This is a genomic window from Paenibacillus sp. TAB_01, assembly GCF_043945595.1.
Taxonomy (GTDB): Bacteria; Bacillota; Bacilli; order Paenibacillales; family NBRC-103111; genus Paenibacillus_S.
Map to the genome: position 1 here is coordinate 5056340 of NZ_JBIFNP010000001.1, position 25650 is coordinate 5081989.

The 25650-nt window shown below is 54.1% G+C and carries 27 protein-coding genes, 1 riboswitch and 1 other annotated feature; of the genes, 12 read left to right on the plus strand and 15 right to left on the minus strand.

Features of this window, described 5'->3' with window-relative positions:
• The first annotated feature begins 101 nt into the window (after positions 1-101).
• From ACHHV8_RS24595 to ACHHV8_RS24620, 6 genes are read left to right on the plus strand one after another with little or no spacing between them, the layout of a single operon-like run.
• Positions 102-1118, plus strand: a complete 1017-nt coding sequence (locus tag ACHHV8_RS24595; RefSeq protein ID WP_395162051.1) for an NAD-dependent epimerase/dehydratase family protein — start codon at positions 102-104, stop codon at positions 1116-1118.
• The gene (locus ACHHV8_RS24600; protein ID WP_395162052.1) at positions 1118-2188 is read left to right on the plus strand and encodes a dihydrodipicolinate synthase family protein; all 1071 of its coding nucleotides are present in this window, start codon (positions 1118-1120) and stop codon (positions 2186-2188) included. Before ACHHV8_RS24595 ends, ACHHV8_RS24600 begins: the two co-directional genes overlap by 1 nt.
• Positions 2189-2203: 15 nt before the next feature.
• Positions 2204-2890, plus strand: a complete 687-nt coding sequence (gene sdaAB / locus ACHHV8_RS24605; RefSeq protein ID WP_395162053.1) for an L-serine ammonia-lyase, iron-sulfur-dependent subunit beta — start codon at positions 2204-2206, stop codon at positions 2888-2890.
• A 5-nt stretch (positions 2891-2895) separates the two neighbouring features.
• Entirely contained in the window at positions 2896-3822 is a 927-nt protein-coding gene (gene sdaAA / locus ACHHV8_RS24610) for an L-serine ammonia-lyase, iron-sulfur-dependent, subunit alpha (RefSeq protein ID WP_395163614.1), read from the plus strand.
• Positions 3815-5011, plus strand: a complete 1197-nt coding sequence (locus ACHHV8_RS24615; protein WP_395162054.1) for a M20 metallopeptidase family protein — start codon at positions 3815-3817, stop codon at positions 5009-5011. Before sdaAA ends, ACHHV8_RS24615 begins: the two co-directional genes overlap by 8 nt.
• A gap of 17 nt (positions 5012-5028) precedes the next feature.
• A complete protein-coding gene (locus ACHHV8_RS24620) occupies positions 5029-6363 on the plus strand; it encodes a GGDEF domain-containing protein (RefSeq protein ID WP_395162055.1) in 1335 nt (444 codons plus the stop codon).
• Positions 6364-6572: 209 nt separating this feature from the next.
• Here ACHHV8_RS24620 and ACHHV8_RS24625 read toward each other — a convergent pair whose 3' ends face one another.
• The 4 genes from ACHHV8_RS24625 to ACHHV8_RS24640 form a co-directional block, all read right to left on the minus strand.
• Entirely contained in the window at positions 6573-7193 is a 621-nt protein-coding gene (locus tag ACHHV8_RS24625) for an SOS response-associated peptidase (RefSeq protein WP_395162056.1), read from the minus strand.
• Positions 7194-7262: 69 nt separating this feature from the next.
• Positions 7263-7529 carry a hypothetical protein gene (locus tag ACHHV8_RS24630; RefSeq protein ID WP_395162057.1) on the minus strand — a complete coding sequence of 89 codons (267 nt, stop codon included), beginning with the start codon at positions 7527-7529 and terminating at the stop codon, positions 7263-7265.
• A 45-nt stretch (positions 7530-7574) separates the two neighbouring features.
• On the minus strand, positions 7575-8156 hold the full coding sequence (locus tag ACHHV8_RS24635) for a Dabb family protein (protein ID WP_395162058.1): 582 nt from the start codon (positions 8154-8156) through the stop codon (positions 7575-7577).
• A 139-nt stretch (positions 8157-8295) separates the two neighbouring features.
• The gene (locus tag ACHHV8_RS24640; protein ID WP_395162059.1) at positions 8296-8529 is read right to left on the minus strand and encodes a hypothetical protein; all 234 of its coding nucleotides are present in this window, start codon (positions 8527-8529) and stop codon (positions 8296-8298) included.
• 128 nt (positions 8530-8657) lie between these two features.
• Between ACHHV8_RS24640 and ACHHV8_RS24645 the strand changes: the two genes are divergently transcribed.
• Complete coding sequence (locus ACHHV8_RS24645; RefSeq protein ID WP_395162060.1) at positions 8658-8813, plus strand: DUF1540 domain-containing protein; 156 nt, start codon at positions 8658-8660, stop codon at positions 8811-8813.
• Between the two features lie 49 nt (positions 8814-8862).
• On the opposite strand, the gene ACHHV8_RS24650 is transcribed toward ACHHV8_RS24645, so the two are convergent.
• The gene (locus ACHHV8_RS24650; RefSeq protein ID WP_395163615.1) at positions 8863-9855 is read right to left on the minus strand and encodes a DMT family transporter; all 993 of its coding nucleotides are present in this window, start codon (positions 9853-9855) and stop codon (positions 8863-8865) included.
• 198 nt (positions 9856-10053) lie between these two features.
• A riboswitch (FMN riboswitch) is annotated at positions 10054-10206 on the minus strand.
• Positions 10207-10356: 150 nt separating this feature from the next.
• Between ACHHV8_RS24650 and ACHHV8_RS24655 the strand changes: the two genes are divergently transcribed.
• Entirely contained in the window at positions 10357-11187 is an 831-nt protein-coding gene (locus tag ACHHV8_RS24655; protein ID WP_395162061.1) for a polysaccharide deacetylase family protein, read from the plus strand.
• A gap of 180 nt (positions 11188-11367) precedes the next feature.
• Here ACHHV8_RS24655 and ACHHV8_RS24660 read toward each other — a convergent pair whose 3' ends face one another.
• Complete coding sequence (locus ACHHV8_RS24660) at positions 11368-11760, minus strand: hypothetical protein (protein WP_395162062.1); 393 nt, start codon at positions 11758-11760, stop codon at positions 11368-11370.
• Between the two features lie 234 nt (positions 11761-11994).
• Between ACHHV8_RS24660 and ACHHV8_RS24665 the strand changes: the two genes are divergently transcribed.
• A complete protein-coding gene (locus tag ACHHV8_RS24665; protein ID WP_395162063.1) occupies positions 11995-12117 on the plus strand; it encodes a YjcZ family sporulation protein in 123 nt (40 codons plus the stop codon).
• Positions 12118-12257: 140 nt separating this feature from the next.
• On the opposite strand, the gene ACHHV8_RS24670 is transcribed toward ACHHV8_RS24665, so the two are convergent.
• From ACHHV8_RS24670 to ACHHV8_RS24685, 4 genes are all read right to left on the minus strand, one after another.
• Positions 12258-12863 (minus strand): class I SAM-dependent methyltransferase, encoded by a 606-nt coding sequence (locus ACHHV8_RS24670; RefSeq protein WP_395162064.1) that lies wholly within the window; start codon positions 12861-12863, stop codon positions 12258-12260.
• A gap of 289 nt (positions 12864-13152) precedes the next feature.
• On the minus strand, positions 13153-14409 hold the full coding sequence (locus ACHHV8_RS24675) for a Rieske (2Fe-2S) protein (protein WP_395162065.1): 1257 nt from the start codon (positions 14407-14409) through the stop codon (positions 13153-13155).
• 82 nt (positions 14410-14491) lie between these two features.
• A complete protein-coding gene (locus ACHHV8_RS24680) occupies positions 14492-14710 on the minus strand; it encodes an MBL fold metallo-hydrolase (protein WP_395162066.1) in 219 nt (72 codons plus the stop codon).
• 225 nt (positions 14711-14935) lie between these two features.
• Positions 14936-15472 (minus strand): glycosyltransferase family 2 protein, encoded by a 537-nt coding sequence (locus ACHHV8_RS24685; RefSeq protein ID WP_395162067.1) that lies wholly within the window; start codon positions 15470-15472, stop codon positions 14936-14938.
• Positions 15473-15705: 233 nt separating this feature from the next.
• Here ACHHV8_RS24685 and ACHHV8_RS24690 point away from each other — a divergent pair, with 233 nt between their 5' ends.
• Positions 15706-15903, plus strand: a complete 198-nt coding sequence (locus tag ACHHV8_RS24690; RefSeq protein WP_395162068.1) for a hypothetical protein — start codon at positions 15706-15708, stop codon at positions 15901-15903.
• Positions 15904-16111: 208 nt separating this feature from the next.
• On the opposite strand, the gene ACHHV8_RS24695 is transcribed toward ACHHV8_RS24690, so the two are convergent.
• On the minus strand, positions 16112-17083 hold the full coding sequence (locus ACHHV8_RS24695; RefSeq protein ID WP_395162069.1) for a helix-turn-helix transcriptional regulator: 972 nt from the start codon (positions 17081-17083) through the stop codon (positions 16112-16114).
• A gap of 159 nt (positions 17084-17242) precedes the next feature.
• Between ACHHV8_RS24695 and ACHHV8_RS24700 the strand changes: the two genes are divergently transcribed.
• Positions 17243-18718, plus strand: a complete 1476-nt coding sequence (locus ACHHV8_RS24700; RefSeq protein ID WP_395162070.1) for a hypothetical protein — start codon at positions 17243-17245, stop codon at positions 18716-18718.
• The gene (locus tag ACHHV8_RS24705; protein WP_395162071.1) at positions 18687-18884 is read left to right on the plus strand and encodes a hypothetical protein; all 198 of its coding nucleotides are present in this window, start codon (positions 18687-18689) and stop codon (positions 18882-18884) included. Before ACHHV8_RS24700 ends, ACHHV8_RS24705 begins: the two co-directional genes overlap by 32 nt.
• A gap of 230 nt (positions 18885-19114) precedes the next feature.
• Here the strand turns inward: ACHHV8_RS24705 and htpG are convergent, their stop codons facing one another.
• The 4 genes from htpG to ACHHV8_RS24725 form a co-directional block, all read right to left on the minus strand.
• Positions 19115-20995: a molecular chaperone HtpG gene (gene htpG / locus ACHHV8_RS24710; protein ID WP_395162072.1), complete on the minus strand. Its 1881-nt coding sequence runs from the start codon at positions 20993-20995 to the stop codon at positions 19115-19117.
• Positions 20996-21403: 408 nt separating this feature from the next.
• Positions 21404-22957 carry a 2-isopropylmalate synthase gene (locus ACHHV8_RS24715; protein ID WP_395162073.1) on the minus strand — a complete coding sequence of 518 codons (1554 nt, stop codon included), beginning with the start codon at positions 22955-22957 and terminating at the stop codon, positions 21404-21406.
• A gap of 104 nt (positions 22958-23061) precedes the next feature.
• Positions 23062-23290 (minus strand) — a binding site (T-box leader).
• A 111-nt stretch (positions 23291-23401) separates the two neighbouring features.
• Entirely contained in the window at positions 23402-24991 is a 1590-nt protein-coding gene (locus ACHHV8_RS24720; RefSeq protein ID WP_395162074.1) for a methyl-accepting chemotaxis protein, read from the minus strand.
• 162 nt (positions 24992-25153) lie between these two features.
• Positions 25154-25576, minus strand: a complete 423-nt coding sequence (locus ACHHV8_RS24725; RefSeq protein WP_395162075.1) for a chemotaxis protein CheW — start codon at positions 25574-25576, stop codon at positions 25154-25156.
• Positions 25577-25650 lie beyond the last annotated feature (74 nt).

Sequence of the window (25650 nt, forward strand, 5' to 3'; positions counted from 1 at the left end):
GCTTATCTATTTAAAGACAATTAATAGTCCTGTCTTTTTATATTTTTCCGCTATACAATGAACCCATCGCACGGATACCATATCGAAGGGAGAAATACAAAATGAAAACGCTGGAACAATTGGAGGCCCGGCTGGCCGAGCCTTCGGAAGCCTTGGTTCAAGATATCGCTGCACTGGACGGAGACATTCTGCTGCTTGGCATCGGAGGCAAGATGGGGCCGAGCATGGGACGCCTCGCCGTTAACGCCGTCCGGCAGGCCGGTGTAAACAAGCAGGTGTTCGGAGCATCCCGTTTCTCCGACACCGCTCTGCTGGATGAGCTGCAAGCCGCAGGCGTAAAGACGATCCAGGCGGATCTATTGAACGATACGGAGCTTCAAGCTCTTCCCGAGGTTAAAAACGTCATCTTCCTTGCCGGCAACAAATTCGGAACGACCGGTAACGAGCATTTTACATGGGCTATGAACTCTTATCTTCCCGGCCGTGTGGCGGAGAAGTTTAAACAGTCCCGAATCGTTGTATTCTCAACCGGAAATGTGTACCCTCTGACCCCGGTCAGCCATGGAGGCGCAACCGAGCAAACACCGACCGGGGCGAATGGAGAATACGGTCAATCGTGTCTCGGCCGCGAGCGTATATTTGAACATTTCTCCCATAAATACGGTACGCCGGTTACGATTTTCCGCCTCAACTATGCAATCGATCTGAGGTATGGCGTGCTCGTTGAAATTGCGAAATCCGTCATGGAAGGCCGGCCTATCGACTTGGCGATGGGGCATGCCAACTGCATATGGCAGGGAGATGCCAACGAGTGGGCCCTCCGTTCCCTCCGTGCGGCAAGCAGCCCGCCGACCGTTCTTAATATTTCGGGCCCCGAAACGATATCGCTTCGCTGGGCGGCCTTGGAGTTTGGCCGGAAATTCGGCAAAGAGCCGGTACTCACGGGCGAAGAAGCCTCTACCGCCCTGCTCAGCAACTGCTCCAAAGCGCATCAATTATTCGGATATCCCAGAGTACCTTTAGGCCAGATGATGGATTGGATCGCCTATTGGATGAATGCCGGCGGACGGCTGTTAAATAAACCGACCCACTTCCAGGAACGGGAGGGCAAATTTTAATGAGCACAATGCCGCAGCTGTCACCGGAGTTAACCAAGGCGCTGCATGAAGGGCTGGCCATTCCCGCCCATCCGCTTGCGCTTAACGAGAACCGTCAGCTGGATGAACGTTATCAGCGGGCGCTTACGCGCTATTATATAGCCGCAGGAGCAGGCGGCATCGCCGTCGGCGTGCATTCGACCCAGTTCGAGATCCGGCTTCCGGAAATCGGACTTTTCGAGAAGGTGCTCCGCATCGCTGCCGAGGAGGCCGAGCGCCATAAGCCGGACCGTCCTTTCCTGAAGGTCGCGGGCATTTGCGAACCTACCGCTCAAGCGGTGGCGGAAGCGCAAACGGCCGCCGGACTCGGCTACGACGCCGGGCTGCTCAGCATGGGCGGTCTGAAGGGATGGTCGGAGGAGGAGTTATTAAAACGTACGGAAGCGGTAGCACGCATTATTCCCGTGTTCGGCTTCTATCTCCAGCCTTCTGTCGGAGGAACGATCCTGAGCTACGATTTCTGGCGGAGGTTCGCCGATATTCCGGGCGTCGTCGCGATCAAGATGGCTCCCTTCAACCGCTACCAGACCATCGACGTCGTCCGTGCGGTATGCAGCTCTGACAGACGAAATGACATCGCGCTGTATACGGGCAATGACGACAATATCGTCAACGATCTGCTTACCGTATACCGGTTTCCCGTGAACGGGGAGCTGGTGGAAAAACGTATCGTCGGTGGGCTGCTCGGCCATTGGGCGGTATGGACCCGCAAAGCCGTCGAGCTGCTGGAAGAGATCAAACGCGTGCGAAACCAAAGCGGGCTGGACGCGGAATGGCTGACGCGGAATATTGAAATCACGGACAGCAACGCTGCCTTCTTCGATCCGGCGCATCATTTTGAAGGCTGCATCCCCGGTATCCACGAGGTGCTAAGACGTCAGGGGCTGCTGCCCGGGCGCTGGTGCCTCAACCCGCAGGAGGAGCTGTCCGAAGGGCAAATGGAGGAAATCGACCGGGTGTACCGGGATTATCCGCATTTGAACGATGACGCGTTCGTCTCGGCTCACCTGTCCGAATGGCTGAACGGCTAGGAGGCGATTCGGAGGATGGGGCGCTTTAAGGATGTATTCTCGATTATCGGCCCGGCCATGATCGGCCCCTCCAGCTCGCACACCGCAGGAGCCGCTCGTCTCGGGCTCGTTGCCCGGCAGCTTCTCGGCTGCCGGCCGGAGCGTGCGGTTGTTACGTTTTACGGCTCCTTCGCCGAGACCTATCTGGGACACGGTACGGATTTGGCTATTGCCGGGGGTCTGCTGGGGTATGACACTGACGATTCGCGTATCCCCCGCGCCATCCGGGATGCAGCCGCCGCCGGCATGCATATCGGCTTCGAAAGAGGCAGAGGGCCGGCACCGCACCCCAACACCGCCCGCATCCGTGCGACTGCAGCCAACCGTACAGTTGAGCTGCTCGGCATGTCGATTGGCGGCGGCAATATCGAGATTGCCGAGGTGGACGGGTTTCAGGTCCGTTTCACGGCGCTGGCGAGCACGCTGGTTGTCTGGCATGCCGACCGGCAGGGCCTGATCGCGGACTTGACGGGGCTGCTGCATGCGGGAAGCGTGAATATCGCTTCCATGGAGACAGGCCGCAAAGGACGCGGCGGTAAAGCGATGACGGTTATTGAGAGCGACGATCCGGTAGAGCGCTCTCTGCGCTCCCGAATGGTCTCTCTGCCGGGGGTGGAAGCCCTAAGAATAGTAAGTCTAGCGATGAAGAAGAACGGAGCGTGAGCCTGTTGAGATTCGATACGTTAGAGCAATTGGCACAGCAGTGCGATAGCGAAGGCGTCAGCATCTCCCGGATGATGCTTGCAGAGCAGTGCGCCGAATCCGGCCGGACGCCGGAGCAGGAGTTCAACCAAATGGCCGAATATTACCAGATCATGAAAACAGCCGTCAGTGAAGGTCTCCGCAAAGACCATCCGTCCCGCAGCGGGCTGACCGGCCGGGATGCCCGCCAGGTGCACGCCTACCTGCAGTCCGGCTCTGCGCTGCTAGGCGAGCCTGCCGCTATGGCTATGGCGTACGCGCTCGCCGTATCCGAGGTCAACGCTTCGATGGGACGCATCGTCGCTACGCCTACCGCCGGCTCGTGCGGCATCATTCCGGGCGCCTTCGTCAGCGCCCAGAACCGCTTCGGCTGGACGGACGAACAGATGACGTTCGGCCTGTTCTGCGCGGGGGCGATCGGTTATGTGATCGCCAATCACTCCTTCGTCTCCGGGGCCGAAGGCGGCTGCCAGGCCGAGGTCGGCTCCGCCATCGCTATGACGGCGGGGGCGCTCGTCGAGCTGCGGGGCGGCACCCCGTCCCAGGCCGTTCATGCGGTCGGCCTTGCGCTCAAAAACACGCTCGGCCTGATCTGCGACCCGGTCGGGGGCCTCGTCGAAATCCCCTGCATTGTCCGCAACGGCTTCGGCGCGGTCAATGCTCTGGCGGCGGCCGACATGGCGCTTGCCGGGGTGCGAAGCGCCATCCCGTCGGACGAAGTCGTGCAGACGATGCGGGACGTCGGCAGCGCCATGCCGGAGAAGTTCCGCGAAACCGCTCAAGGCGGTCTCGCGGCTACGCCGACCGGACGCGCGATCAAGGAGGCGCTTTACCGAAAATCAACGGCCAAGGATAAGGATAACGATAAGGACAGGGAGTTGCCTTATGAATAAACAACAGCTTCATCAGCTCCTGCAGCGCAGCCACGCACGGAAAGAAGAATGGATCGCCTTTCGCCGCGACCTGCAACAATATCCGGAGCTCAGCCATCAGGAAAGCCGGACCGCAGACAAAGTGGCGTCTGCGCTGCGGCGGCTCGGCCTGAAGCCTCAGACGCAGGTCGGCGGCCATGGAGTCGTGGCCGAGCTTAAGGGCAGCCGTCCGGGCCCGGTCATCGCGCTGCGGGCGGATATGGACGCGCTTCCTGTCGCGGAAGAAACCGGACTTCCGTTCGCTTCCCGGCGCCACGGAATTATGCACGCCTGCGGGCATGACGCGCATACGGCCATCCTGCTTGGCGCAGCCCAGCTGCTGGCGGAAGTCCGGGAGTCGTTCCCCGGGAGCGTCCGGTTTATTTTCCAAGGCGCGGAGGAAACGAACGCGGGCGCCAAAGCGATGATCCGCGACGGCGTGCTGGAGGGCGTAAACGAGATTTACGGCCTGCATAATCTGCCTACGCTGCCGGTCGGCCGGATCGCTACGGGCAGCGGCGCCTTCATGGGCTCCGTAGACCGCATTGAAATCACCTTCGAGGGCAAAGGCGGCCACGGGGCGATTCCCGACCGGTGTCAGGACCCGATTGTCGCCGCCTCCGCTGTAGTGATGGGGCTGCAAACCGCCGTCAGCCGCGAAATCTCGCCCTTTGAGCCTGCCGTCATCACGATCGGGAGCTTCCAGGCCGGGGAAGCCAACAATGTCATTCCGCAGTATGCCCGGCTGATCGGCACCGTGCGGACGTTCTCCCCGGCGCTGCAGCAGACGATGAAGGCTCGAATTGAAAGGCTTGCCGGGCAAATCGGTTCCGCGTACCGCTGCAATGTTCAATTGAGCTATATCGAGCAGGTTTCCGTACTTGTCAACGATCCCCGTTCTGTTTATTATGTAGAGCAGACGGCCGATATGCTGCTCGGCCGGGAGCAGCGTACGACGGCGGAGCCTACGCTTGCGGGAGAAGACTTTTCGGTCTACTTGGAGCACGTGCCCGGCTGCTTCTTCTGGCTCGGGTCAGGCTCGGCCGCCGGGTGTGAGCAAGCCTACGGTCTGCATCATCCCCGATTTACGATCGAGGAAGACTGTATCCCTCTCGGGTTCGCCCTGCTTGCTTCCGTTGCCGCGCTTAGAGCCGCGGAAATTTCGTTTTGATAGGGGAAGCTGGTTCCATGGAGAACGATTCGAAACAATCAAATGGTCAAGGAATTTCGATTGGCGTGATCGGACCGGAGGAAGCCGTCCGGGATTTGTTACATACGCTGCAGCGGTTTCCTTCCTTTCAGCCGGCTGCGCGGACTTACCGGAGCGAGGAAGAGGCGCCGGCCCTTGCGCTCGAGCTGATGGATCAGGTCGAGGTGCTCCTGTTTACCGGACCGATTCCCTACAGGATTGCGGCAGACAGGCTCCAGTTCTCCATTCCGGTTCATTTTGTCCCTCTGACGGGGACCGGCTTGTACCGGGCGCTGTTCCTGCTCGAAAAACGCCACGGCCTCAAGACGCTGTCCGTAGATACGATGACCAAGAAACAAGTCGACCGCATCTTCAAAGAGCTGAGCGAAATGAACGTGGAGGTCGTGTACTATAAAGGGCTTCACCCTTATTCCAAAGAAGAGCTGGTCCGGTTCCACGTGCGCCAGTATCAAAGCGGCGCCTGTCAGGCCGTGTTGACGGCAGTCAAATCCGTATCCGAGGAGCTTACACGCCTTGGTATCCCTAATCAGTGGGTCGTTCCGACGGAGCAGGACATGATCGTTTCGCTGGAGCGCGCGCTGCTGTCCACGGAAACCCGGCGCGGCAACGAATCGCAAATCGTGGTCGGAATGGTTCATCTGGACGGCGCCGGCGATATGATCAACCGGCGTTTTACCGAGCATGACCTTCAGAAGCTGAAGCTGGAAGTCCATAAAATGCTGCTGGCTTACGTGGAATCGCTCGATGCCCACCTCACCCATCTGGGAGGAGATGAATATCTCTTCATCACGACGAGGGGGAGCTTCGAGCGGGTGACCGGAGGTTACAAGTACATCTCGCTCGCGGGAGAAGCGGAGAAAATGCTCGGCATTACCTTCAGCATCGGCATCGGCTTTGGCCGTTCCGCCGGCGAAGCCGGCACCCATGCGCGGCTGGCCCTCCGCCAGGCGAAGGAAGCCGGAGGCAATCACTGCTTTATCGTACGCGACGGACCGCGGCCTCATCGGTTCGCTGGAGATGTCGCAGCCGCTCGAATACGACGCTTCGCTTGTTCCTCCCGAGCTTATCCAAAAAATGGAGGCGAGCGGAATGACGCTCCCTTACTTGGGGAAGATCGTCGCCCAGGTGGCCCGCAAGCGGAAGCTGGAGTATACGGCGCAGGAGCTGTCCCTCCTACTGGGAGTGACCGTCCGAAGCACGCACCGTTTTCTGCTGCAGTGGCTCGATGCCGGCCTCGTGGAGATCGTCGGAGAGGAAAAAGGGAAGGCCAAGGGCCGTCCCAAGCAAATTTACCGCCTGTCCTTCATCCATGACAACGATATTCCGTGGAACCGCTGAAGGCGGTTTGAGAACCGGATCGACAGCGAGCTGGCTAAGACTGCCACAAACCGCCAGTGTCTGCGTCTGCGACGCAGCACAAACAAGCCCGGGAGCCAAAGACCCGGGCTTGTTTTTTACGGCATCTGCCGCCCTATAATACTAAATCATACCAGGCCGAACCGGAACAGGCTCAAGCTCCTCCTCATCCCATACGCGGTTCCCATAAAGCGGCGGGCAGCTCCCGCAGCGGCGGTACGGACGCCGATTCGAGCAGCTCTTTCACCAGCGCTTTGTCGAACAGCTTCGGACTCAGCCAGCGGTCGATTTGCTCCGCATCCAGAATTACCGGCACATGCTCCTCCGCGTTCAGCGACTCGTTCCATACCTTGCGGGTCAGAATCGTGCATGTCCGCAGCTCCTCGTCGAAGGAACCGTTCCATTCGTCGAACACGGCGGCCATCCCGAAAGCCGGGCGTCCCGGCACAACGAACCGCCGGACCTCCTCCCGCTTCTTGCCGAGCACCGTCACTTGATCGAAGCTGCTGGCAGGCACAATGCAGCGCTGCCGCTTCAGCAGATGATCGAACGCTCTTCGCTCGAAGGCGGTGCCGATGTCGGCCCGATTGGCTCCCTGCGCCCAGAACGGCATCAAGCCCCAGCGAAACGCATCCAGCGTCCGTTCCTCCCCCTGCATGCGAATGACCGCAATCGATTCATTCGGGACAAGACTCCGTTGATTGGCATAATAAAATAAGACGCGGGAAATGCCGAAGGCATCGCTTAATTCGGATACGTCGGTATGTAAGGTCAGTCGGTTGCACATGCTGCTTAACTCCTCTGCTCTGTTTGAGCAGTAGTATTGGCAAAATGTGCAATTTGTATGCCACCGCGGTTACAGCGGCAGCATCGATCTTTTCTCCGCCTGCGATCTGCAATCGCCGCATACGCCGACAACCTGCCCTTGCTCGGAAGCGTAGAAGGTGAGCTTGGCCGCCTTTTTTTTGCAGAAGGAGCAGGGCTGCGAAGCGGCTTTCCCCGCCCTCGCCCGCACATCGGACAGCTTGACCACCTTGCTGTCGTACTTCGGCTTCCGCTTAGCGGCTCGGTACAGCATGATACTGAGCGCAAGCACAACAACGACCGTAATTACCCAAAGCATCCTGCCGCCTCCTTTACGCTAAATGTATGAAGCTGTAATTACCGGTCACTCGCCAGGTGCGGCTATTATCGTATAATCAATCTCCAAAAAGTCCGTCACGTCCCGCTTCCACACTTCCTCCACATATTGAACATGAACCGGGTGGCTGTTATACGCCTCGTAATCCGCTTGACTCGCAAATTCCATGTAAAAGCCGTATTCGTACGGATTTTTGCCGCTTTGCTGCTTCAGCACTTGAAAACGGAGCACGTTCGGCACCTCTGTCAAGGTTGCTGCGCTGCTGGTCAGAAAAGCTTGCGCTTCCTCGGATTGAGCTGGAAAACGCAATTTAAAAAATACAGTGTGTGCAATATTCGGATTCATTCCTGCCTCCTGCCCCTTCTCTTTCAATTTTTGGTTGGTACCCGTCATTCCCTCCGCCGGCGCTTCGGCCAGCCTCAGCAGTTCTTCGACCTCGTCATACTGCAGGACATTGGCCAGGGAACGGATCACGTCGGCAGACGGCTGGAACCTGCCATTTTCAATGGCGTTCATAATCGAATAGCTGACTCCCGCCTTCTCGCCAAGCTTCCGTAACGTGATGTCCTGCCGCTGCCTAAGCTGCTTCAGCTTACTGCCCAAGTTCATTCTCTCGGCTCCTTGCTTGGTAGTTTCATTCTCTTTAACTCATTTCTACATGCCTGTCCCAAATTCCTTTGTACACCGGCCAAAAGAGCAAAGGGACGTCCTTCGCCCTTCTAACCTGTGTCTGTTTGCTTAAACGTTATTACCCCCGCTGACGCACCCGGCCTTCAGGTGCCGATGCACGGCGCTCCGTCCCGTCTTCCGCCTCGGATACCCATAGCATCCCCATGGAAATAGCAAACATAAGCACGACAAGGGCGATGCTGGCTGCAATATAGCCGTGCATTTCCAGATAAAGCACCGCCGGGATACAAAGCATCAGAACCCCGTACAAGATAAAGCCCGTTTTTCCGGCCGCTTTCGCTTTCTTCGTCATAAGCCAAGACCTCCCGCTAAAGCAGTAAAGTTCCTCACTATATGTATTCGAAAAAACAAGCTTTCATACGGCATTCTAGTATAAACCCGTACAATCCGGTCATCCTGATTAGTAAGGAGGTGATATCCATGGCAAAAGATGTAATGTGCGAAGTGAATTCCTGTAATTACTGGGGAGCTGGTAACAAATGTACGGCTTCCTCCATCTATGTGGTGAACAACCGCAGTCAACAAGCAGCGAATTCCGCTGAAACGGACTGTAAAACGTTCGAGCCGAAAGTGTAACATCAAAACAAAGAAACAAGGGCGGCCAAAGGGCCGCCCTTGTTTCTTTTTAAGCCTCTGCCGAACGCGGCGCCTTCGCACTTAAAGGCCGGTCCGCATCCTGCTGACGCGAGAGGCTGAACAGCATGAGCCAGATAAGCAGGAAGCCGGCAATTTGCGCAGCCGTCACCCCTTGCTGGAAGACGAGCCAGTTGACCAGCACCCCGATCGCCGGGAAGAACAGCTCCGCCAGTGTAGCGTAGGAAGCCTTCGTGCCCGACAAGCCGCGGTAATAAAGGAGCAGGCTGATCAAGCCGGGTAAAAACGCCTGCAGCACCAGGTTGCCGGAAACCGCAAGCCAATCGGACGTTTGAACCGGAAGCTGCCAAGCATCTCCGCCCATCCAAGCGGTAAACACCAAGAGCGGCAGCGCCAGCGTAAAGCGCAGCGCCGTGACGGATTCGAACGGCATCTTATCCAGCAGCAGCCGCCCCATCACCGTGGAACCGCCCCACAAGGCCGCGGCTCCAATCGACAGCAGCCCGCCCAGAGCGGCAACGTCGGATATTTGCTGGAACGGCATGGATACGCCGAAGGTCAGAAGATATGTGCCTGCGAGAGCCATAATAACGAAGAAGGAAAACCGCGCGGGCAGCCGCTCCTTCAATATCCAGCGGGCCATAAGAATCGCAAACAGCGGCTGAAGCTTTTGCAGCAGCAGCACCCCGTTAAGATTGCCGTGGGCAAAAGCGGAAGTGAACATAATGGTCGCAATCGCCGAGCCGCCCCATGAAATGAACAGCAGCGCCCCGATATGACGAAGGCCCAACCCCCGTATCTGCTTGCGCTGCAGCCACAGAACCGGAATGGAATATAAGAGCAGCAGCACATGCTCCAGCAAAACGATTTGAGATGAACTAAAAAACTTCAACAGCAATATCCGAAACAGGGGGTCTACGCCCCATAGCGCCGCGCCCAGCGCAACCAGCCAAACTCCGTTTCGGTTCGAGACCGGATTGCCGCTTTTCATTACCTTATCCGGCTGCAGTACATTGTTGCCCATCATCCATAACCTCCCAAGGATTCGCATCCGCTGCCTGAGAAAAGGCCGCGGAACGGTTCATCTTGTTGAATAGGAAGCTTCGAAAGAAGACAGCCCCGTTATCTGAAGTTAAGATAACGGGGCATGCTTAAACAGGCTTGGAATCCGGAACGTTTGTTTGCAAATTCAAATAAACGTACGCCAGACTATCACGCTTGTTATGACCTTCTCCCATCCGGACTGTACCGTCGGCCTTGGAATCTCACCAAATCAGTCGCATACCTGCATAAAGCAGATAGCGAGTCGCGGGCTTAAGGTCACGAACGACCCTTCACCGCCGGTCGGGAATTTCACCCTGCCCCGAAGATCCGTATTCAATTATTTTGCATTTTATCACACGCTTCAACAAATGACAAGATACTAACTAAAAATTAGCGGCTTGACTCAAAAATTTCACGACATTATTTCACCAAATTCGATATAATATTCGCTATACTATGTTTAAAGAGGCTTAGAAAGAAGATGATAACGTGCATTACAAACCGATGGCTATCCTGCTGCTCGCAGCTGCGCTGGCCGGCTGCGGACAAAAGCCGATGCCCCTGGCTTCCGCCGCAGCAGCCGCAGCTCCCGCGGATAGCAACACTCCTGTTCCTGCAGCCGGTCGGACCGGCACAAGGCTCAGGAGAAAAAGAACCGGCGCATGCCGACACACAAGCCGTGCCAACAACGCAAGCCGCGCAAGCGGTGCATGCAAGCGCCGAATACAATCTCAAGCAGCACGTAACTTACTCCGGTCCGCGTTCCCAGAAGAAAGTGGCGCTCACCTTCGATGACGGTCCGGATACGAAGTACACGGAGCAGATCCTCGACATCTTGAAAAAGTCGAATGTGGTCGCTACCTTTTTCGTTACCGGGGAACACGCGGCAGCCCATCCGGAAGTAATGAAGCATATCGTTGCCGGAGGTCATGAAATAGGCAATCATTCCTGGGATCATACCAATCTGACAACGCTCAGCGAAGCGCAGATGGCTGAGCAAATCGAGAAAACCGATCAGACCATCCAGCGGTTCACAGGGCAGCTTCCGACACTTGTACGGCCGCCGTACGGCGCCCTGTCCAAGGAAGTCGCCGACTACGCGGAGCAATCGCATCGCATTGTTTGCTGGTTCCGTCGACACGAGGGACTGGGAGGGCATCTCCGTCGAACGGATTCTGGACAATGTGAAGAAGGAAGTCAAGCCGGGCTCTATCATACTGCAGCATTCCGCGGGAGGGAAGAAAGGCAATCTATCCAACACGGTAACGGCGCTCCCGCAGGTGATCCGTTATCTCAAAGAACACGGATATGAGCTTACCACCGTAACCGACCTGATCCAGCAGGGATAGAGGCAGCGGTGAAGCCGGTGATCGAAAACAGCTCACAGTTCTATCCCCCATGGCATTCCGCATAGATGCAGCATACAAAAGGAGCAGCGCCGGCACGGCGTCTGCTCCTTGTTTGCATGCGAATATAGAATGAAGTCTGCCTGCTAGCTTGCGACTTGGATAAAAAAACCGAACAGGCCTTCCAGCTCCGAAATCGTAATCCCAAGCGATTCCGCCTGCTGCTCGAAGCTGAGCTGAGGCTGCTCTTCGATTAACACGAGCAGCTCGGCAATTTTATCGAGCTTGTTCTTCTCCTCGGTCGGATTGACGACACGGTAAACATTGCCCGGACCGAGCTTTTCAATTATGCCAAGCTGCATTAATTTATCCAGCCAGCGGGCCATATCATCGGAGGCCACGTCCAGGAAATTAGCCATCACCTTGGGAGGCAGCGTACATCGATCCTCTTCGATCGTTTTCAATCTGATCAGTTTTATAAGCCGTTGATAGTTTTCGATTCGATTCAGGGTAACCCGCACGATGTCCGAAGTAAACATGACATGCCTTTCCTTTCTTCTGCCGTAATGGAACAACTTCTCCACCCATCATACCATGCCACCCGGCCCATCCGTCAACGAGCGGGCGAAGCCGGTTGTGACGGTACAGCCGTACTCCCGGGGAATTTGCCATGGAAGGACATCTGTCCAAGCACTTTGCTGAAATCGGCATATTTTATCTTAGGACTTAAGTCAAAGCGTCCTAAACCAAAACTCGAGAGGAGATTTACAAACATGAGCGGAATCGTAGGCGGAGCAGGCTGCGGCTGTGGTTATGGATTTGGCGGCTTTACATCGACAGGTGTGATTTTGGTTCTCTTCATCCTGTTGGTTATCGTCAGCCGCGCTTGGATCTAAGCTTTGGAGAAAAACCGGCCCCTCCTAAGGAGCGGCCGGTTGGTATCCTCTTCGGTTACCGGTCTCCGGTACCAACGCAGGACCTGATTTGAGCCTACGGAGCGCACACCCGTCCTCCGTCGGGCATTACATAGGCTAAGCTAACGCTGTATCTGCTGTTCGGTGCGCATCCTGCATATATAAACGAAAGCGGGAGGCACATTGAACGGAACGTATGCGATACTCACTTCGTCAAACTGCTCTATCAGCAATTTTTTCATTTGAAGAGAATACTGGAACGTCACGAACACCCCCTCCTCCCGCAGCGCTCCTTTGATCTGATCGATCAGGCTCATGCGAATCTCAGGCGCAAAATTGGCAAAGGGCAAGCCCGAGACGATTGTATCGGCTCTTCCCCAGCCTGTCTGCCGCAGTTCCCGGCCCAGCTCCAGCGCATCCGCCGCAAACCGTATCCCGCTCCCCTGCAATCGTTCAGCCAGCCGTTCTCTCAGCTCCTCCTCCTGCTCGAAAACGAGGAACTCGCAATCCGGCCGCCTCAATTCATCTATCGCCCGTGTGAATACGCCGGTGCCGGCCCCGAGCTCTATGACTACATGCGCCTGCTCCCATCGGATTCGCTTCAGCATACTGCGGGTCAAGCTGGACGAGCTTGGCAGAATGCTGCCCATTTTTCGCGGATCGCGCATAAACTTCTGGAAAAACAGCCACGATTCCGATAGCAGGGAACCTGCTCTAAACTTTAACATCCTTTCCTTCACTCCCTGTTTCCTTGACTATCTGTAGATTAGCCGAAACAGTTTAGGAATTAGGGAGGGAACTCCTAAAGGTTTTCTTAAGAGAACATGAAATCAACTGCACAGCATTTCTTGAATCAAAAAAAATCCCGGTTTATTTGACGAGGCCATTGGAGGCCGCAAATAAACCCGGGGTTCGGGCGGAATCTTTAAGCTGAGACCCAGACGTTCGCCTGGGGCCCCGGATTTCAACCTCCTGCAATGGGTGAAAAGAAAGAAACCCGGGGACGACGCTGCGCTATCAATCCTCTTCCAAAGCAAACGCATGAATTGTACAATTGCTTGTATTGCACTGCCCGCCCTGCTCCAGATCGAAAATCCAGCGGTGGCGCGGACACATGATCGTCTTGCCGGCGACCCAGCCCTGCGACAAATCGCCGCCTTCATGCGGACAAAACCGGTTGATGGCATAGCGCGTGCCGCCCGCCTCAATAACAATGCGCTCCTGATTCGTCTCCAGCGCAAGAAGCTTTTCGCAGAACCAGGTCATATCCTCCGCCTCCATCGTCAGGAAGCCATGGATCAAGGTAGAGAAAATGTCCGGCTCCCGGTTAAATCGCATGCGGAAAGACAGCATGAAATCCTCCCATGTCAAGGTGCCGTCGAAGATCCGCTCGATTTCCCAGGAATCCGTCGTGATGGAATAATAATTTGTATCCGAAATATCTCCAACCCGCTCGATCGTTTTCGCCGGAAAATCAATTTTCAGCATTTGATCCGGAGCATTGCGAAAGCGGAAATATAAAGGTACGGTGACCCGCTGATGCAGAGTCATATGATCCAGCTTGCTCTGGAACGCGTGCTTAAGCTTCACGAGCGTGTCTTCGACCTGGACGTGGGCGTATCTTTTGCGGCGCGCTTCAAACAGACCGGCATACAATGCCGCGTACTCCTGAACGTACGACTCCAGATTGGTTTCATCCACAACCTGCCCGGAACGGTGAAGCCATTGCCCGGAAGGTACGTCCAGGATATCGCCCGGCATAAGGTTCGGCACCTCTACCTGCAGCTTTTTCAATCTTTTCTTCAGAAAAGCCATTACCTGAGGGGTGTGCGGGAAAATATTGTTTTTTTCAAAGTTCAGATGAATCAGTCCGGGATCGAGGAAGCAGGCGGGTCCCGCCGACGGTAAGTAGAACTGAGGGCGAACCGCTTCCAGCGAGCGGGCTACGGCTTCGAACTTGCTTCTGACCTTGGCCTTGGAAATTTTCTCATATTTGCTCTTCGGATAATCATAGCAGGTCGGATGCCAGATCGCTCCCGAGAACTGTGCTGCATATACTTGAATCGGTCCTTCCTGCTCGACAATGGCCGGAAGCCGTTCCATCAGCTTGCAGTCGTTCAGGTTCAAAAAAGCATGCTCTGCGGTCTTGACCAGAATGGCGGAATCCCTGTTAATCTCCGTATCGATCATATACAGCTTGATGATTCCGTCCGCAAAGGGCAGTCCTTCCCCGTCCGCCAGACTGACCAGCTGCTTGCACTCGTAATGCCCCAAAATTTCGCGCAGCTCTTCCCGTCTGAACTTGGCGACGACGACTGTAAAATCGCGATTTTCAAGACTCTGAAGAAATTTCAGGTCAAAATCGGTCCTTGTGCTCGTGACTGATATACAGATAGCGCTCTTTATGTGTGGTCCGCAGCTTCTCCTGCACGTAGGCGCCGAGGTGATGATTCCGCGGAAACTGGAACCAGGCCCCGTCGAATGCGCCCGTCGGTGAAAGCCACGGATCCATAATAATGATAGCGTTCGTTGTTTCTACACAAAACCCGGCATGCCCCAAAAATGTGATTTCCATGTCCTCCACCTTTTCCACAAAAGTCAGCAGCCCGTCCACGGCCATAAGAGGCTGCGAAAGAGCTAGCGCCTGACTCGTTTCTTATAGATTTTGGTCCGGGCCACAACGCGGACATTACCGGACAACAGCTTTTTATCCTCAATCTTCCATGTATGGTTTTTACGATTGGAGCGGCGGATCGCCACATAATTGTATCTGTCGCCGGAGTAAATTTTATAGCCCGCCTTACGGCACCTGCGCAAAAAGTTCGAGTCCGAGCCGGATTTCAGCTTGGTCGCGAAACGGACGCTTCTTGAAGATGCGTTTGCGGAAAAATAAGGTTGCCCCCGCTACATGGTGGGTAAACCGGTTCTCCCGGTGAAGGTTCATCTTCAGAAGGATGTGTTTGCTTCGCATATACAAATAAAACGTTTTTTTGCCGACAACATGGGCCTTGGTTTGACGCAGCGTTTTCATCGAACGGCTAATATAACGCGGCGCGTAGTAATCGTCATCGTCAAATTTAGCAATAACGCCATATTTGGCTTTGCCGATCGCATAGTTCAAGCAAGATCCCAGATTCAAACGCTCCGGTCTTCTAAATACCCGGATATTGTGTTCCCCTTGCACTGCCTCCCGGTATTTCTTCAGACTCATGTCATCCCGGTTCAGCACAATAATTAATTCTTTTTTCTTCCAGGTCTGATCCCGATAATTGCTCAAAATCTTATCGAAATATTGAGGTCGGTTCGTACAAGTAATGACAGATACGCCTCGAATCACGTTCTCACCTCTTTTTCACATGTATGAGCAATGTATGAGTACGATGGCCTGATGGTGTGGGCGGATGGAAGGATCGACGGCGCAAAAGGGAAGGTAGGACGGGCTGGAGCGGTGGAAAGAAATTGTTTATTTTTTGTCAATTTCCGACTCTTTGTGACAAATCTTACAGAAAATATTAATAGGACATGCTATGCTTATTCCATCATGAATAATCATAAGGGATGAGAGAGCACATGCCGCGTAAAATTCTTCGCAGTCAATCCGAGCTGTATCCGTTCGTCGTAGAGGTTAACAAAACAAGAGTCAGTACACGAGAAGGAAAAGGCGTTATCACGAACAAATGCAATGAATGGATTTACGTAAAGCTCGACAAAAACAGCCAAACTATTAAAACGAGCATCTACTTCGTCGAGCTGCTGGAAATTGCATGAAGCCGGTATAGTCCTTCTGCCCCAAAAAATAAGCTCCTCAAGGTGATCCTTGAAGGAGCTTTTCGTTTAAACCGAAGTTAACTGCAGCTCGCAGCCAGCAGCAGGTCGCGGTCAGGCCTTACAGCCCCCGGCAAAATCTGACGCGGCTCAGCCGGCGAGGCTAACTCCGCTTTCAGAACACCTTCTGAGCTTATCAGGCTGTCGCCGGTCAGCGGGTATAATAAGCGGTCAAAGAGGAGGCCAGCTCGCCGAGGCGCCCGCGCAGAGACGGCGGAGCCAGCACTTGTACTCCGGCCCCCTGGCTCAAAACCGCGGACAGCGCACTTTCCTCCCGTTCAAAGCTCATCTGCGCCTCTATCCAATCCTCTGCTGCTTCGATTCCGCCTTCCGTGAGAGGCTGCGACGCTATGACCGCCCCGTTCATAGCAGTCATGGCATCCAAGGCTTCCGGCGTCGATCTCAGTGTGACCCGGTACTGAAACTGCCTGCTCTCATACGACTGCAGCCACTCCAGCCAATACGCCTCCAGATCGAATCCTTCCCTGCGCTCAAACGTTCTGTTTATGAGCTGAAAAGACTCGAGCCGGAACAGACGGAACGCTCCCATCTTCTCTCCTGCAGCTAGCCCGGCAACAAACCACATTCCCGCTTTCATTACGAGACCGTAAGGCTCCAGCTCGAGCTCGTGCCTTTGCTGAAATCGGTCGTTGTACACCATGACAGCGCATCTCTGCTCCCAGACGGCTTGCTGTACCTCTTTCATAAATTTGACCTGCTCCTGCCGCTGGCGCCAGCTTCCCATATCGAGAAATACCCGGTTGCGGATCCACTCCGCATCGTCCCGCAGCGGGTCTTCCAAGGAATGAAACAGCTTGAGCCAGGCTGATTTCATCGATTGACCGATGCCGAGCGACTTGAACGGCTCCTCGTTCATTTGCAGGAACAGCGCGTGAATTTCGGGGGTAGTCAATCCGTCTACCTTGGTGCGGTAAGCTGCGGGGAGCGTGAAGCCTCCGCCCAAACCCGAATCCGCCTGAATCGGCACCCCGGACGAGCAAAGCGCATCAATGTCCCGGTAAATCGTACGCTCGGAGACCTCTAGCAGCTGGGAGAGCTCTTTAGCCGTCATGCGCCGGTTCTGCAGATGCAGCAGAATAGCAATCAGCCTGTCGGCTCTCATCCGATTCCCTTCTTTCCGTTTTTATTTATATTTTATTATCATTCACTGACAGTAGATGTCAAGGACTCTATGCTAAGCTGGTTGCAAAAGAGATACAACGGCCCTTACCCCTAAAGATGGACAAGATCAATATTCACAGCTAGCGAGGATGCAAAAACTATGATAATGCCTAATTTCACCCGTTGGATGGGCTCCCATCGAGATGTCCGCCTGCTGCAAACGGTCACCCTGCTGCGCAGTGTCGGGCAGGGGATCGCCCTTGTCGATATGAGCCTGCTGCTCAGGGAGCTCGGCTGGAGTGGCGGCGCCATCGGTGCGCTGCTGGCGGCAGCCGGGATCGTCAAGACGGCTGCGACGCTGCTTGCCGGCGAGCTGAACGCCCTGCTTGGAGCCAAGCGGTTTCTTCTGCTCCTCGAACTGATCACAGCCTTCGCCGCGCTTGCCGTATCGCTGACTACCCATACCGTCGCCCTGGATATCGCTATTGTCAGCGCCGGGCTCGGCAGCGGTCATTCGGGCTCAGGCGGCCCGGCTTCGCCTATTGAGCGGGCTTGGCTCGCCGCTTACGCGCGCTACGATTCCAGCCGCCTGTTCCATGCGAATGCGCTGCTCGGCTATCTCGGCATGGGTATCGGCTGCCTGCTGGGCTGCCTGCCTTCCTGGTACGGCAGCTTGCTGGCCGGGCCGGATGCTTACCGGCCGGCCTTCGCGCTCATTGCGCTAAGCGCCGCAGGCGGGGCCGCGCTTCTCCTGCGGATCAGCGGCGGCAAGCGCAAGCCGAAGCCGAAGCCCGCGGAAGCGCCGGAGGCGGCCGCAGCTGTACAGCGGGCAGCGGTTACGGAGCAAGGTGCGGCGATAGAGCGAAGCGCTGCGGCTGGGCGAGGTGCAGCTGAGGTGCGAGGTGCGGCGACCATGGCAGAGCGAGGTGCGGCTGCGGAGCAAAGTGCGGTGGCGGAGCGGACTGCAGCTGCGAAGCCAAGTGCAGAGGCAGAACGAAACGCCGCCGTCTCGGGAGGGCGGAGCGGGCGTGCAGGCGAAGGCATGAAGCTGCTTCTGCTGGCGCTAAGCCTTGCCGCCGGTCCTCGGCATAGCCTTCGTGCTCAGGCGGCTGGGCCTGCGGGAAGCGGCTCTCTACGTTCCTATCGCCGTCTTTCTCGCGATCCTTGCCGTCACGGCATGGAGAAGGCTCCGGACCGGCCAAAGCACGGAGACAAAGGAGCAGCGCCTGGAAGAGCTGCGGCATTTTGCCTATATGCTCGGCACGGTGACCGCAGCTCTCTCCTGCACGATGACCTCCTATTGGTTCTCGGTCCGGTTCGGCGCTTCGCCCGGAGCGATCGGCGCCGTAATGGGGCTGTCGTACATCGCCGCCGGATGGCTGTCGTTCAGAATCGGCGCCGGGGCAGACAAGGATGGAGCGCTGCGTTCCGTCACCTTTATGCAGCTGCTCTCCATCGTTTTGCTGCTGGCTATGCCGTGGACCACGTCTTTCGCGCTTGCCGCCGTCCTGGAGATCGGCTGCACCGCGTGCAGTCTCGGCACCCGCGGCAATCGAACCGCGCTCCTGATGGAGGACAAGAACCGGGGCCGGGGCAAACGTTCCTTGTTCTCCAAAATAAACTATTTGCTTATTAGAACAGGGGCCGTACTGTGGCCGGGAGCCTTCGGCGGCCTGATCGAGGCGGGTCACTTCGCTTCCCCGTTCCTGATTACCGCCGCGCTGCAATCGGCTGCCGCCTGGCTCTACGCGCGGGTCCATCGCGCTCCTAAGGACATAAGCGGCGGACACGGTGCCCGGTGACGAAGCACTCACCCTTCCTCGCGAAAAAAGCGCTGCCGTAATTCCAAGGGCAGACCCGCTTCGCGAGCAAGCCCCTCAAAAGTAAATGCGAGCCGCTGCGCCGATTCCTTTTCCGCGGCTGCGGTCATCCCTCGAATTCGCTGCCCCTTATTTTATAAACAACAAAAAAACGAGCGCCGATCAGCGCTCGTTTCAGCTGCATCCGGAGCAGAGCCCGGAGCAGGCGAAGCTTATACCATGATTTTGCAAATATCGTTGGTGAATTCAACCGGATCCTGAATCGGCAGGCCTTCGATCAACAAAGCTTGATTATACAGCAGCGCCGTATACAGATTCAGCTTTTCCTTGTCTTTCTCGAACGCGCTCTCGAGCGACTGGAACACCTCATGATGCACGTTGATTTCCAGCACCTTGTCCGCCTTCACGTTCGGGTTGTTCGGCATCGCGTTCAAAATTTTCTCCATCTCGATCGTGACGTCCCCTTCGGTCGTCAAGCACACCGGATGCGATCTTAACCGCTTGGACGCTCTGACTTGAGTCACTTTGCCCGATAACAGATTTTTCATATAATCGAACAGCTCTTGATGGTTCTTCTGATCCGCTTCCGCCTTATCCTCATTTTCGTCCGCTTCAATCCCCAGGTCGCCGCTGGATACGGATTTGAATTCCTTCTCCTTGTAGTTCATCAGCATCTTGATCGCGAATTCATCGATATCGTCGGTGAAGTACAGCAGCTCGTAGCCTTTATCGGTCACCAGCTCGGTTTGCGGCAGCTTGTCGATCCGCTCGATCGATTCGCCGGATGCGTAGTAAATATATTTTTGATCCTCCGGCATTCTGGACACGTACTCATCCAAAGTGACGAGCTTTTTCTCCTTGGAGGAATAGAACATCAACAGGTCCTGCAGCATCGCCTTATGGCTGCCGTAGTCGCTGTACACGCCGAATTTCAATTGGCGCCCGAACGACTGGTAAAACTTCTCGTACTTCTCTCTCTCATCCTTCAGCAGGCTGAGCAGCTGGCTTTTGATTTTGCTCTCGATATTCTTCGCAATCAGCTTCAGCTGGCGGTCATGCTGCAGCATTTCCCTGGAAATGTTCAGCGACAGGCTTTCGGAATCGACCATCCCTTTCACGAAGCTGAAATAATCGGGGAGCAGGTCGGAGCATTTATTCATAATGAGCACGCCGTTGGCGTACAGCTCCAGCCCTTTTTCAAATTCCTTCGAATAATAATCGAACGGCACGCTCTCCGGAATGTACAGGATGGCCTGGTACACCACCGCTCCGTCCGCGCTCACATGGATATGCTTCAACGGCTTGTCGAAGCCGTAATGCTTCTCATTATAAAACTTCTCGTAATCCTCGGCCGTCAGCTCGCTCTTGTTCTTTCTCCAGATCGGAACCATGCTGTTGACGACCTGCTCTTCCTTGTAATCCTCGAACTCGTCGTCGCTGCCTTCCTTCGGTCTTCTTCCGGAAATATCCATCTTGATCGGATAACGGATGAAATCGGAATACTTCTTAATAATCGCTCTAAGGCGGTATTCTTCAAGAAACTCATCATAGCTCTCTTCTTCGGTGTTGTCTTTAATCTTCAAGATAATATCCGTACCTACCGAATCCTTCTGATAAGGCTCAATCGTATATCCGTCCGCGCCGGTCGATTCCCATTTATACGCGCTGTCTCCTTCCAATGCTTTACTGATTACGGTCACGACATCCGCTACCATAAAAGCGGAATAGAAGCCGACCCCGAATTGGCCGATAATGTTATGGCCGTTCTTCGCTTCATTCTCCTTCTTGAATGCGAGGGATCCGCTTTTGGCGATAACACCGAGATGATTCTCAAGGTTCTCCTTGGTCATCCCGATCCCGGTATCGCGAATCGTCAGCGTTCTGTTCTCCTTATCGGGCACCACCTGAATATAGTAGCTGTCCTTGTCAAAAACCAAATTAGCGTCCGTCAATGCCTTATAATAAATTTTGTCGATGGCATCGCTTGCATTGGAAATGAGCTCTCTTAGAAAAATCTCCTTCTGTGTGTAAATGGAATTGATCATCATTTCCAAAAGCCGCTTGGATTCCGCTTGAAACTGCTTTTTTTCCATTCCAAAATTCTCCTCTCGAATCAGTCAGCTCTGTTAGCACTCCCTATCTTCGAGTGCCATTCTCTTTTTTTATATCACTGCTCATTTTTAATGTCAATACGAGCCGGCAGGCAAAAAAACTGCGGACCTCCTCAGAGACCGCTGAAAAAGGCATTGCTGCAAGGGAGGCCACTGAAAAAGTCATTGCTACGAGTACGGAATAGTCTTCCGATCGCTGTTGTCCCTGTATTTCTCTGATTATATTCCTCTTGTAGCGGTTGAAATCCAGGGACAATGGCGAACGCTTTGCGTTTCTGCAGAACGATCCCGTACTCTCCGCTCTTTTTTCAGTGGTTCCTCGGCATCCGCAGTTTTTTGCCGGCGAATCGGAAGAGATTTTTACAAAATCACCGATCCTTCAGGACAGGATCAGCTTTCCGCCGTCACAACGGCCTCATGAGACGTATCCAGCAGTGCGGCATTGATCCCGTTCAAGAACGCCATAGCGCTCGCTTTGATGATGTCCGTATCCATCGCCCGGCCGGAGTATGTTTTGCCTTGATACTCGATCCGGATATTCACCCGCCCGATCGCTTCCTTTCCCCGGGACAAGCTGTTGATTTTGTAATCCTTCAGCTGAACCTCCAGCCCCGCCAGCGCTTTGATGGCGCTGTACAAGGCATCGATCGGACCGTCGCCGACCGCGCTGTCCGTGAAGGTCACTCCGCCCTTCTTCAGCCGGACCGTCGCCGTCGGGCACAGATCGCCTGTAACGACCTGGAACGATTCCAGCTCATACAAGCGGCTGTCGCTAGTATCTATCGTCCGGTGTTGGGTCACCAGGTAGAATACGTCGTGATCGTATACTTCCTTCTTGGCGTCGGCCAGCGTTAAAAATTTTGCGAACAGCTGCTCAAAGTCTTCGGCATCCTCTACAGCGAAGCCCATTTTCTCGACTGCGTTCTTGAATGCGTGGCGGCCCGAGCGGGCGGTCAGAATCAGCTCCATGCTTTCGGCGCCGACTTCTTCCGGGGACATAATTTCATATACCCGCTTATCCTTCAGCAGCCCATCCTGGTGAATGCCGGAGGAATGCGCAAAGGCGTTCTCGCCTGTAATAGCCTTGTTCACCTGCACATCCAGCCCTGTCAGGTGCGTAAGCAGCCTGGACGTTCTGAGCAGTTCCTTCGCATGGATGCCCGTATGGCAGCCGTAATAGTTCTCCCGCACCTTAAGCCCCATGACCACTTCTTCCAGCGAAGTATTGCCGGCCCGTTCGCCCAAGCCGTTGATGGTGCACTCGACTTTGTCGGCGCCGTTCTTGATTGCGCTAAGCGTATTGGCCGTGGCAAGCCCCAGGTCGTTATGACAGTGAACGCTGAGAATGACGTCCGGGTTCACATTTTTCAGCCGCTCGTTAATTTTGCGGATCAATTCGCCGAACTCCTCCGGCACGGCATAACCGACCGTATCCGGCACATTAATGATCGTCGCCCCCGCTTTCACGACCGCTTCGATCGTCTGCCACAAATATTCAAAGTCGGAGCGGGAAGCATCCTCCGTCGAATACTGCACATGCGGCAGCAAGGTTTTGGCATATTTGACCGCATCGACCCCCATCTGCATCACCGCGTCCTTCGAGCGGTTAAACTTCTTCTCGACATGGATGTTCGAGGTGCCCAGCACGATATGGATGAACGGGTTTTGCGCGAGCCTGATGCTTTCATAGACCGCATCGATATCGTTCTTCACTGCCCTGGCAAGCGCGGTAATCGATATAGTGTCGCCGACGGTTCTTGCTATTTCCTGTACGGATTGAAAATCCCCTGCCGAAGATGCGGGAAAGCCCGCTTCAATAATATCCGCATTCAGCCGTTTGAGCTGCTGCGCGAATTCGATTTTTTGATGTACGTTCAATTTGGCGCCCGGCACTTGCTCTCCGTCACGCAAAGTCGTGTCCAATACGATAATTTTACGGCTCATATTATATCCTCCTCGAATGGTTGGGTTCGAATAACGTAACATTTATGTCAAGCGGGGTTGATTAAACCCGGTCTTTAATCAACAAAAAAACCCCGTCTCTATTGTATAGAGACGAGGTTAACCCGCGGTACCACTCTAATTCATTTCATACGAAATGAGCTCATTCGATGGCCATCACCATCTATCCCTGTAACGGTGGAATTCCGGCGTACCCTACATTGTCAGGCAGCTGTTCATAGACGAGTTCGAAATGAATGACGCTGCCGCTTCGCACCAACCAGCGGCTCTCTGAAAGCTCGTATCACTTCTACTATTTCTAATCGAAACATTTGATTATCGAATTAATTATTAGTTATTCTATGGCATCCGAATGCCGTTGTCAACCCGAACGGAGGAAATCTTTGCTGCAATTCCAAATTTTAATAAGGAAAGTTTCGGGAGGTGCTATTTTATTTTAAATATAGCGACAGCATGCTGGAGATCCTCGGCTAATTGAGCTAAAGACTGGGCTGTGGATGCGGTTTCCTCACTGCTCGCAGCAGCTTCTTCCGTAACTGCCGAGATGCTTTCAACTGAAATTAATACTGTTGAAGCCTGTGCCGCTTGTTCTTCGCTGGCAGCGGCAATCTCGGATACCTTTTGGCCGGCCTCGTTAACCATAACGGAAATTTGCCGGAAGGATTCTCCCGTTTGTTTGGATAACGCTGAACTGTCTTGAACTGCCGCAACACTGTGCCGTGTATTTTCCTGCATGCCTTTAATAATCATTGTGATTTGTTTGGTTGCTTCTCCGCTTCTCTCGGCAAGCTTACGAACCTCGTCAGCTACGACTGCAAAACCGCGTCCCTGTTCCCCCGCACGCGCAGCTTCGATGGCTGCGTTGAGAGCCAGTAGGTTGGTTTGATCGGCTATATCTTCAATCACTTCAATAATTTCCCCTACTTTCTGGGAGTCACTTTCCAGTCGAGACATTTGAGCACTAACTGTGTTCATACTCTCCATAGAGGATTGAATAATTTCTCTGCCTTCATTGGCAACCTCCATCGTATTACTGGAAAGTTCAGAAGCCTGCTCCGTACTCTGCGCCACAGAATGAATAACGGATGATAATTCTCTAAACAACTCGTTAATAGTTTGAGCGGCGTCGGCTTGGCTTGTACTGCCGCTTGCAATTTCCTGCGTGCTCGCGGATATTTGCTCCGCGGCCGCGGCTACGCTTTGGGATGAAGATAATATATTTCCAATCGTATTGCGCAAATTGTCAATCATATGGTTAATGGAAGCAACCAACTGACCGACTTCATCCTTTGTCTTGATATCAAGCTCCTCTCTAAGGTCGCCATCCGCCACCTTGCTGACCAGGTTTACGACACGATGAAGAGGTCTGGAAATCATCTGTGAAATGATGTACCCGAATCCAATGCTTAATATGACCGCACCGACAATAACGGCAATAGTTATTGTTTTCGAGCTTGAATAGATTGAATTACTATCCTTGCTTGCCTTGGCAGCATCCGTAAGATTGGCAGCAACGACGTTATTCAATACGTCACGTACTGCATTTCCTTGAGTGCTTAAATCACCAGAGATCAGTCCCAGGAGCTCTTCGTTCCGATTAGCTAAGCCAAGCTCAATTGCTTTTTCGTAAACCTTGAGGTAGGCTTTCCAAGTCGAATCAAACGGTTGAAGCGCTTCCTTGTCGATATCCGTCAATTCACTTGATCTATACTTTGCTATAGCTGCTTCGATAGACGCTTTCGTTTTCTGGTAGCTATCCGCGATGTTCTTTTTCTCAGTAGGAGAATCGGTAATATACAAATCCCGGATGGATACCCTCATTCGCGTATAGCTTACCTGTGCATTCAAAACATCGTTGATCGGCACAGCAATCCCTGAATACATATATTCCACTCTGGAGTTCATCTTACTCAGGTTGCTTAGCCCGTAACTCCCGACAACCCCCATCATAACCGCTATAATCATAAAAGCCCAAATTAACTTTGTCTTTGTTTTCAAATTCAAATACCAACTCATGAAATGACCCACCTCTTAATTCTCATTATTTTGTGTCATGCACAGGTATCCAATGCAATCAAATCCAGCTCCGAGCCTGCAGAAAACGACATTAATACTTCTAGAAAGGGTACTTTCTTGCCGGCATCAGCAGCAGTATGGACCGTCGAAACAGCCTCTTCTCTATTCATGAAGCAGCACTTGATCCAATTTCAAAATACCTACGAGCTCTGTTCCGGAAATGCCTATGCCGACAAAATAGTCCCCGCTAATGACGCCTAGATGATCCGGCGGAGGTTGAATATCTGTGAACATCGCGACCTTGATTACCCGATCGACAATAATTCCAACAGATTCCTCCCTGTGATTCACCACAACAATTCGTGTGGATTTCGTTATATGCTCTTCGTCGAAGGAAAGCAGGCTACGCAAGCTTATGATGGGGACGATTCTTCCCCTCAGATTTATGATCCCGCGAACATAGGGTCTGGAAGCAGGAATCTCTGTAATCTCTTGATATTTGATTATCTCCTGAATCTCTGAAATCAAAATGGCATAATTCTCATTTCCGATGCCAAACTCAATATATTGTTCCTGATTTGTCATGTGTGCAGGCGCCGTCCTTTGAATTGTTTTATCCCTTACTTCCCGTTTTAACCCTCCTCCGATACTGAATTTAC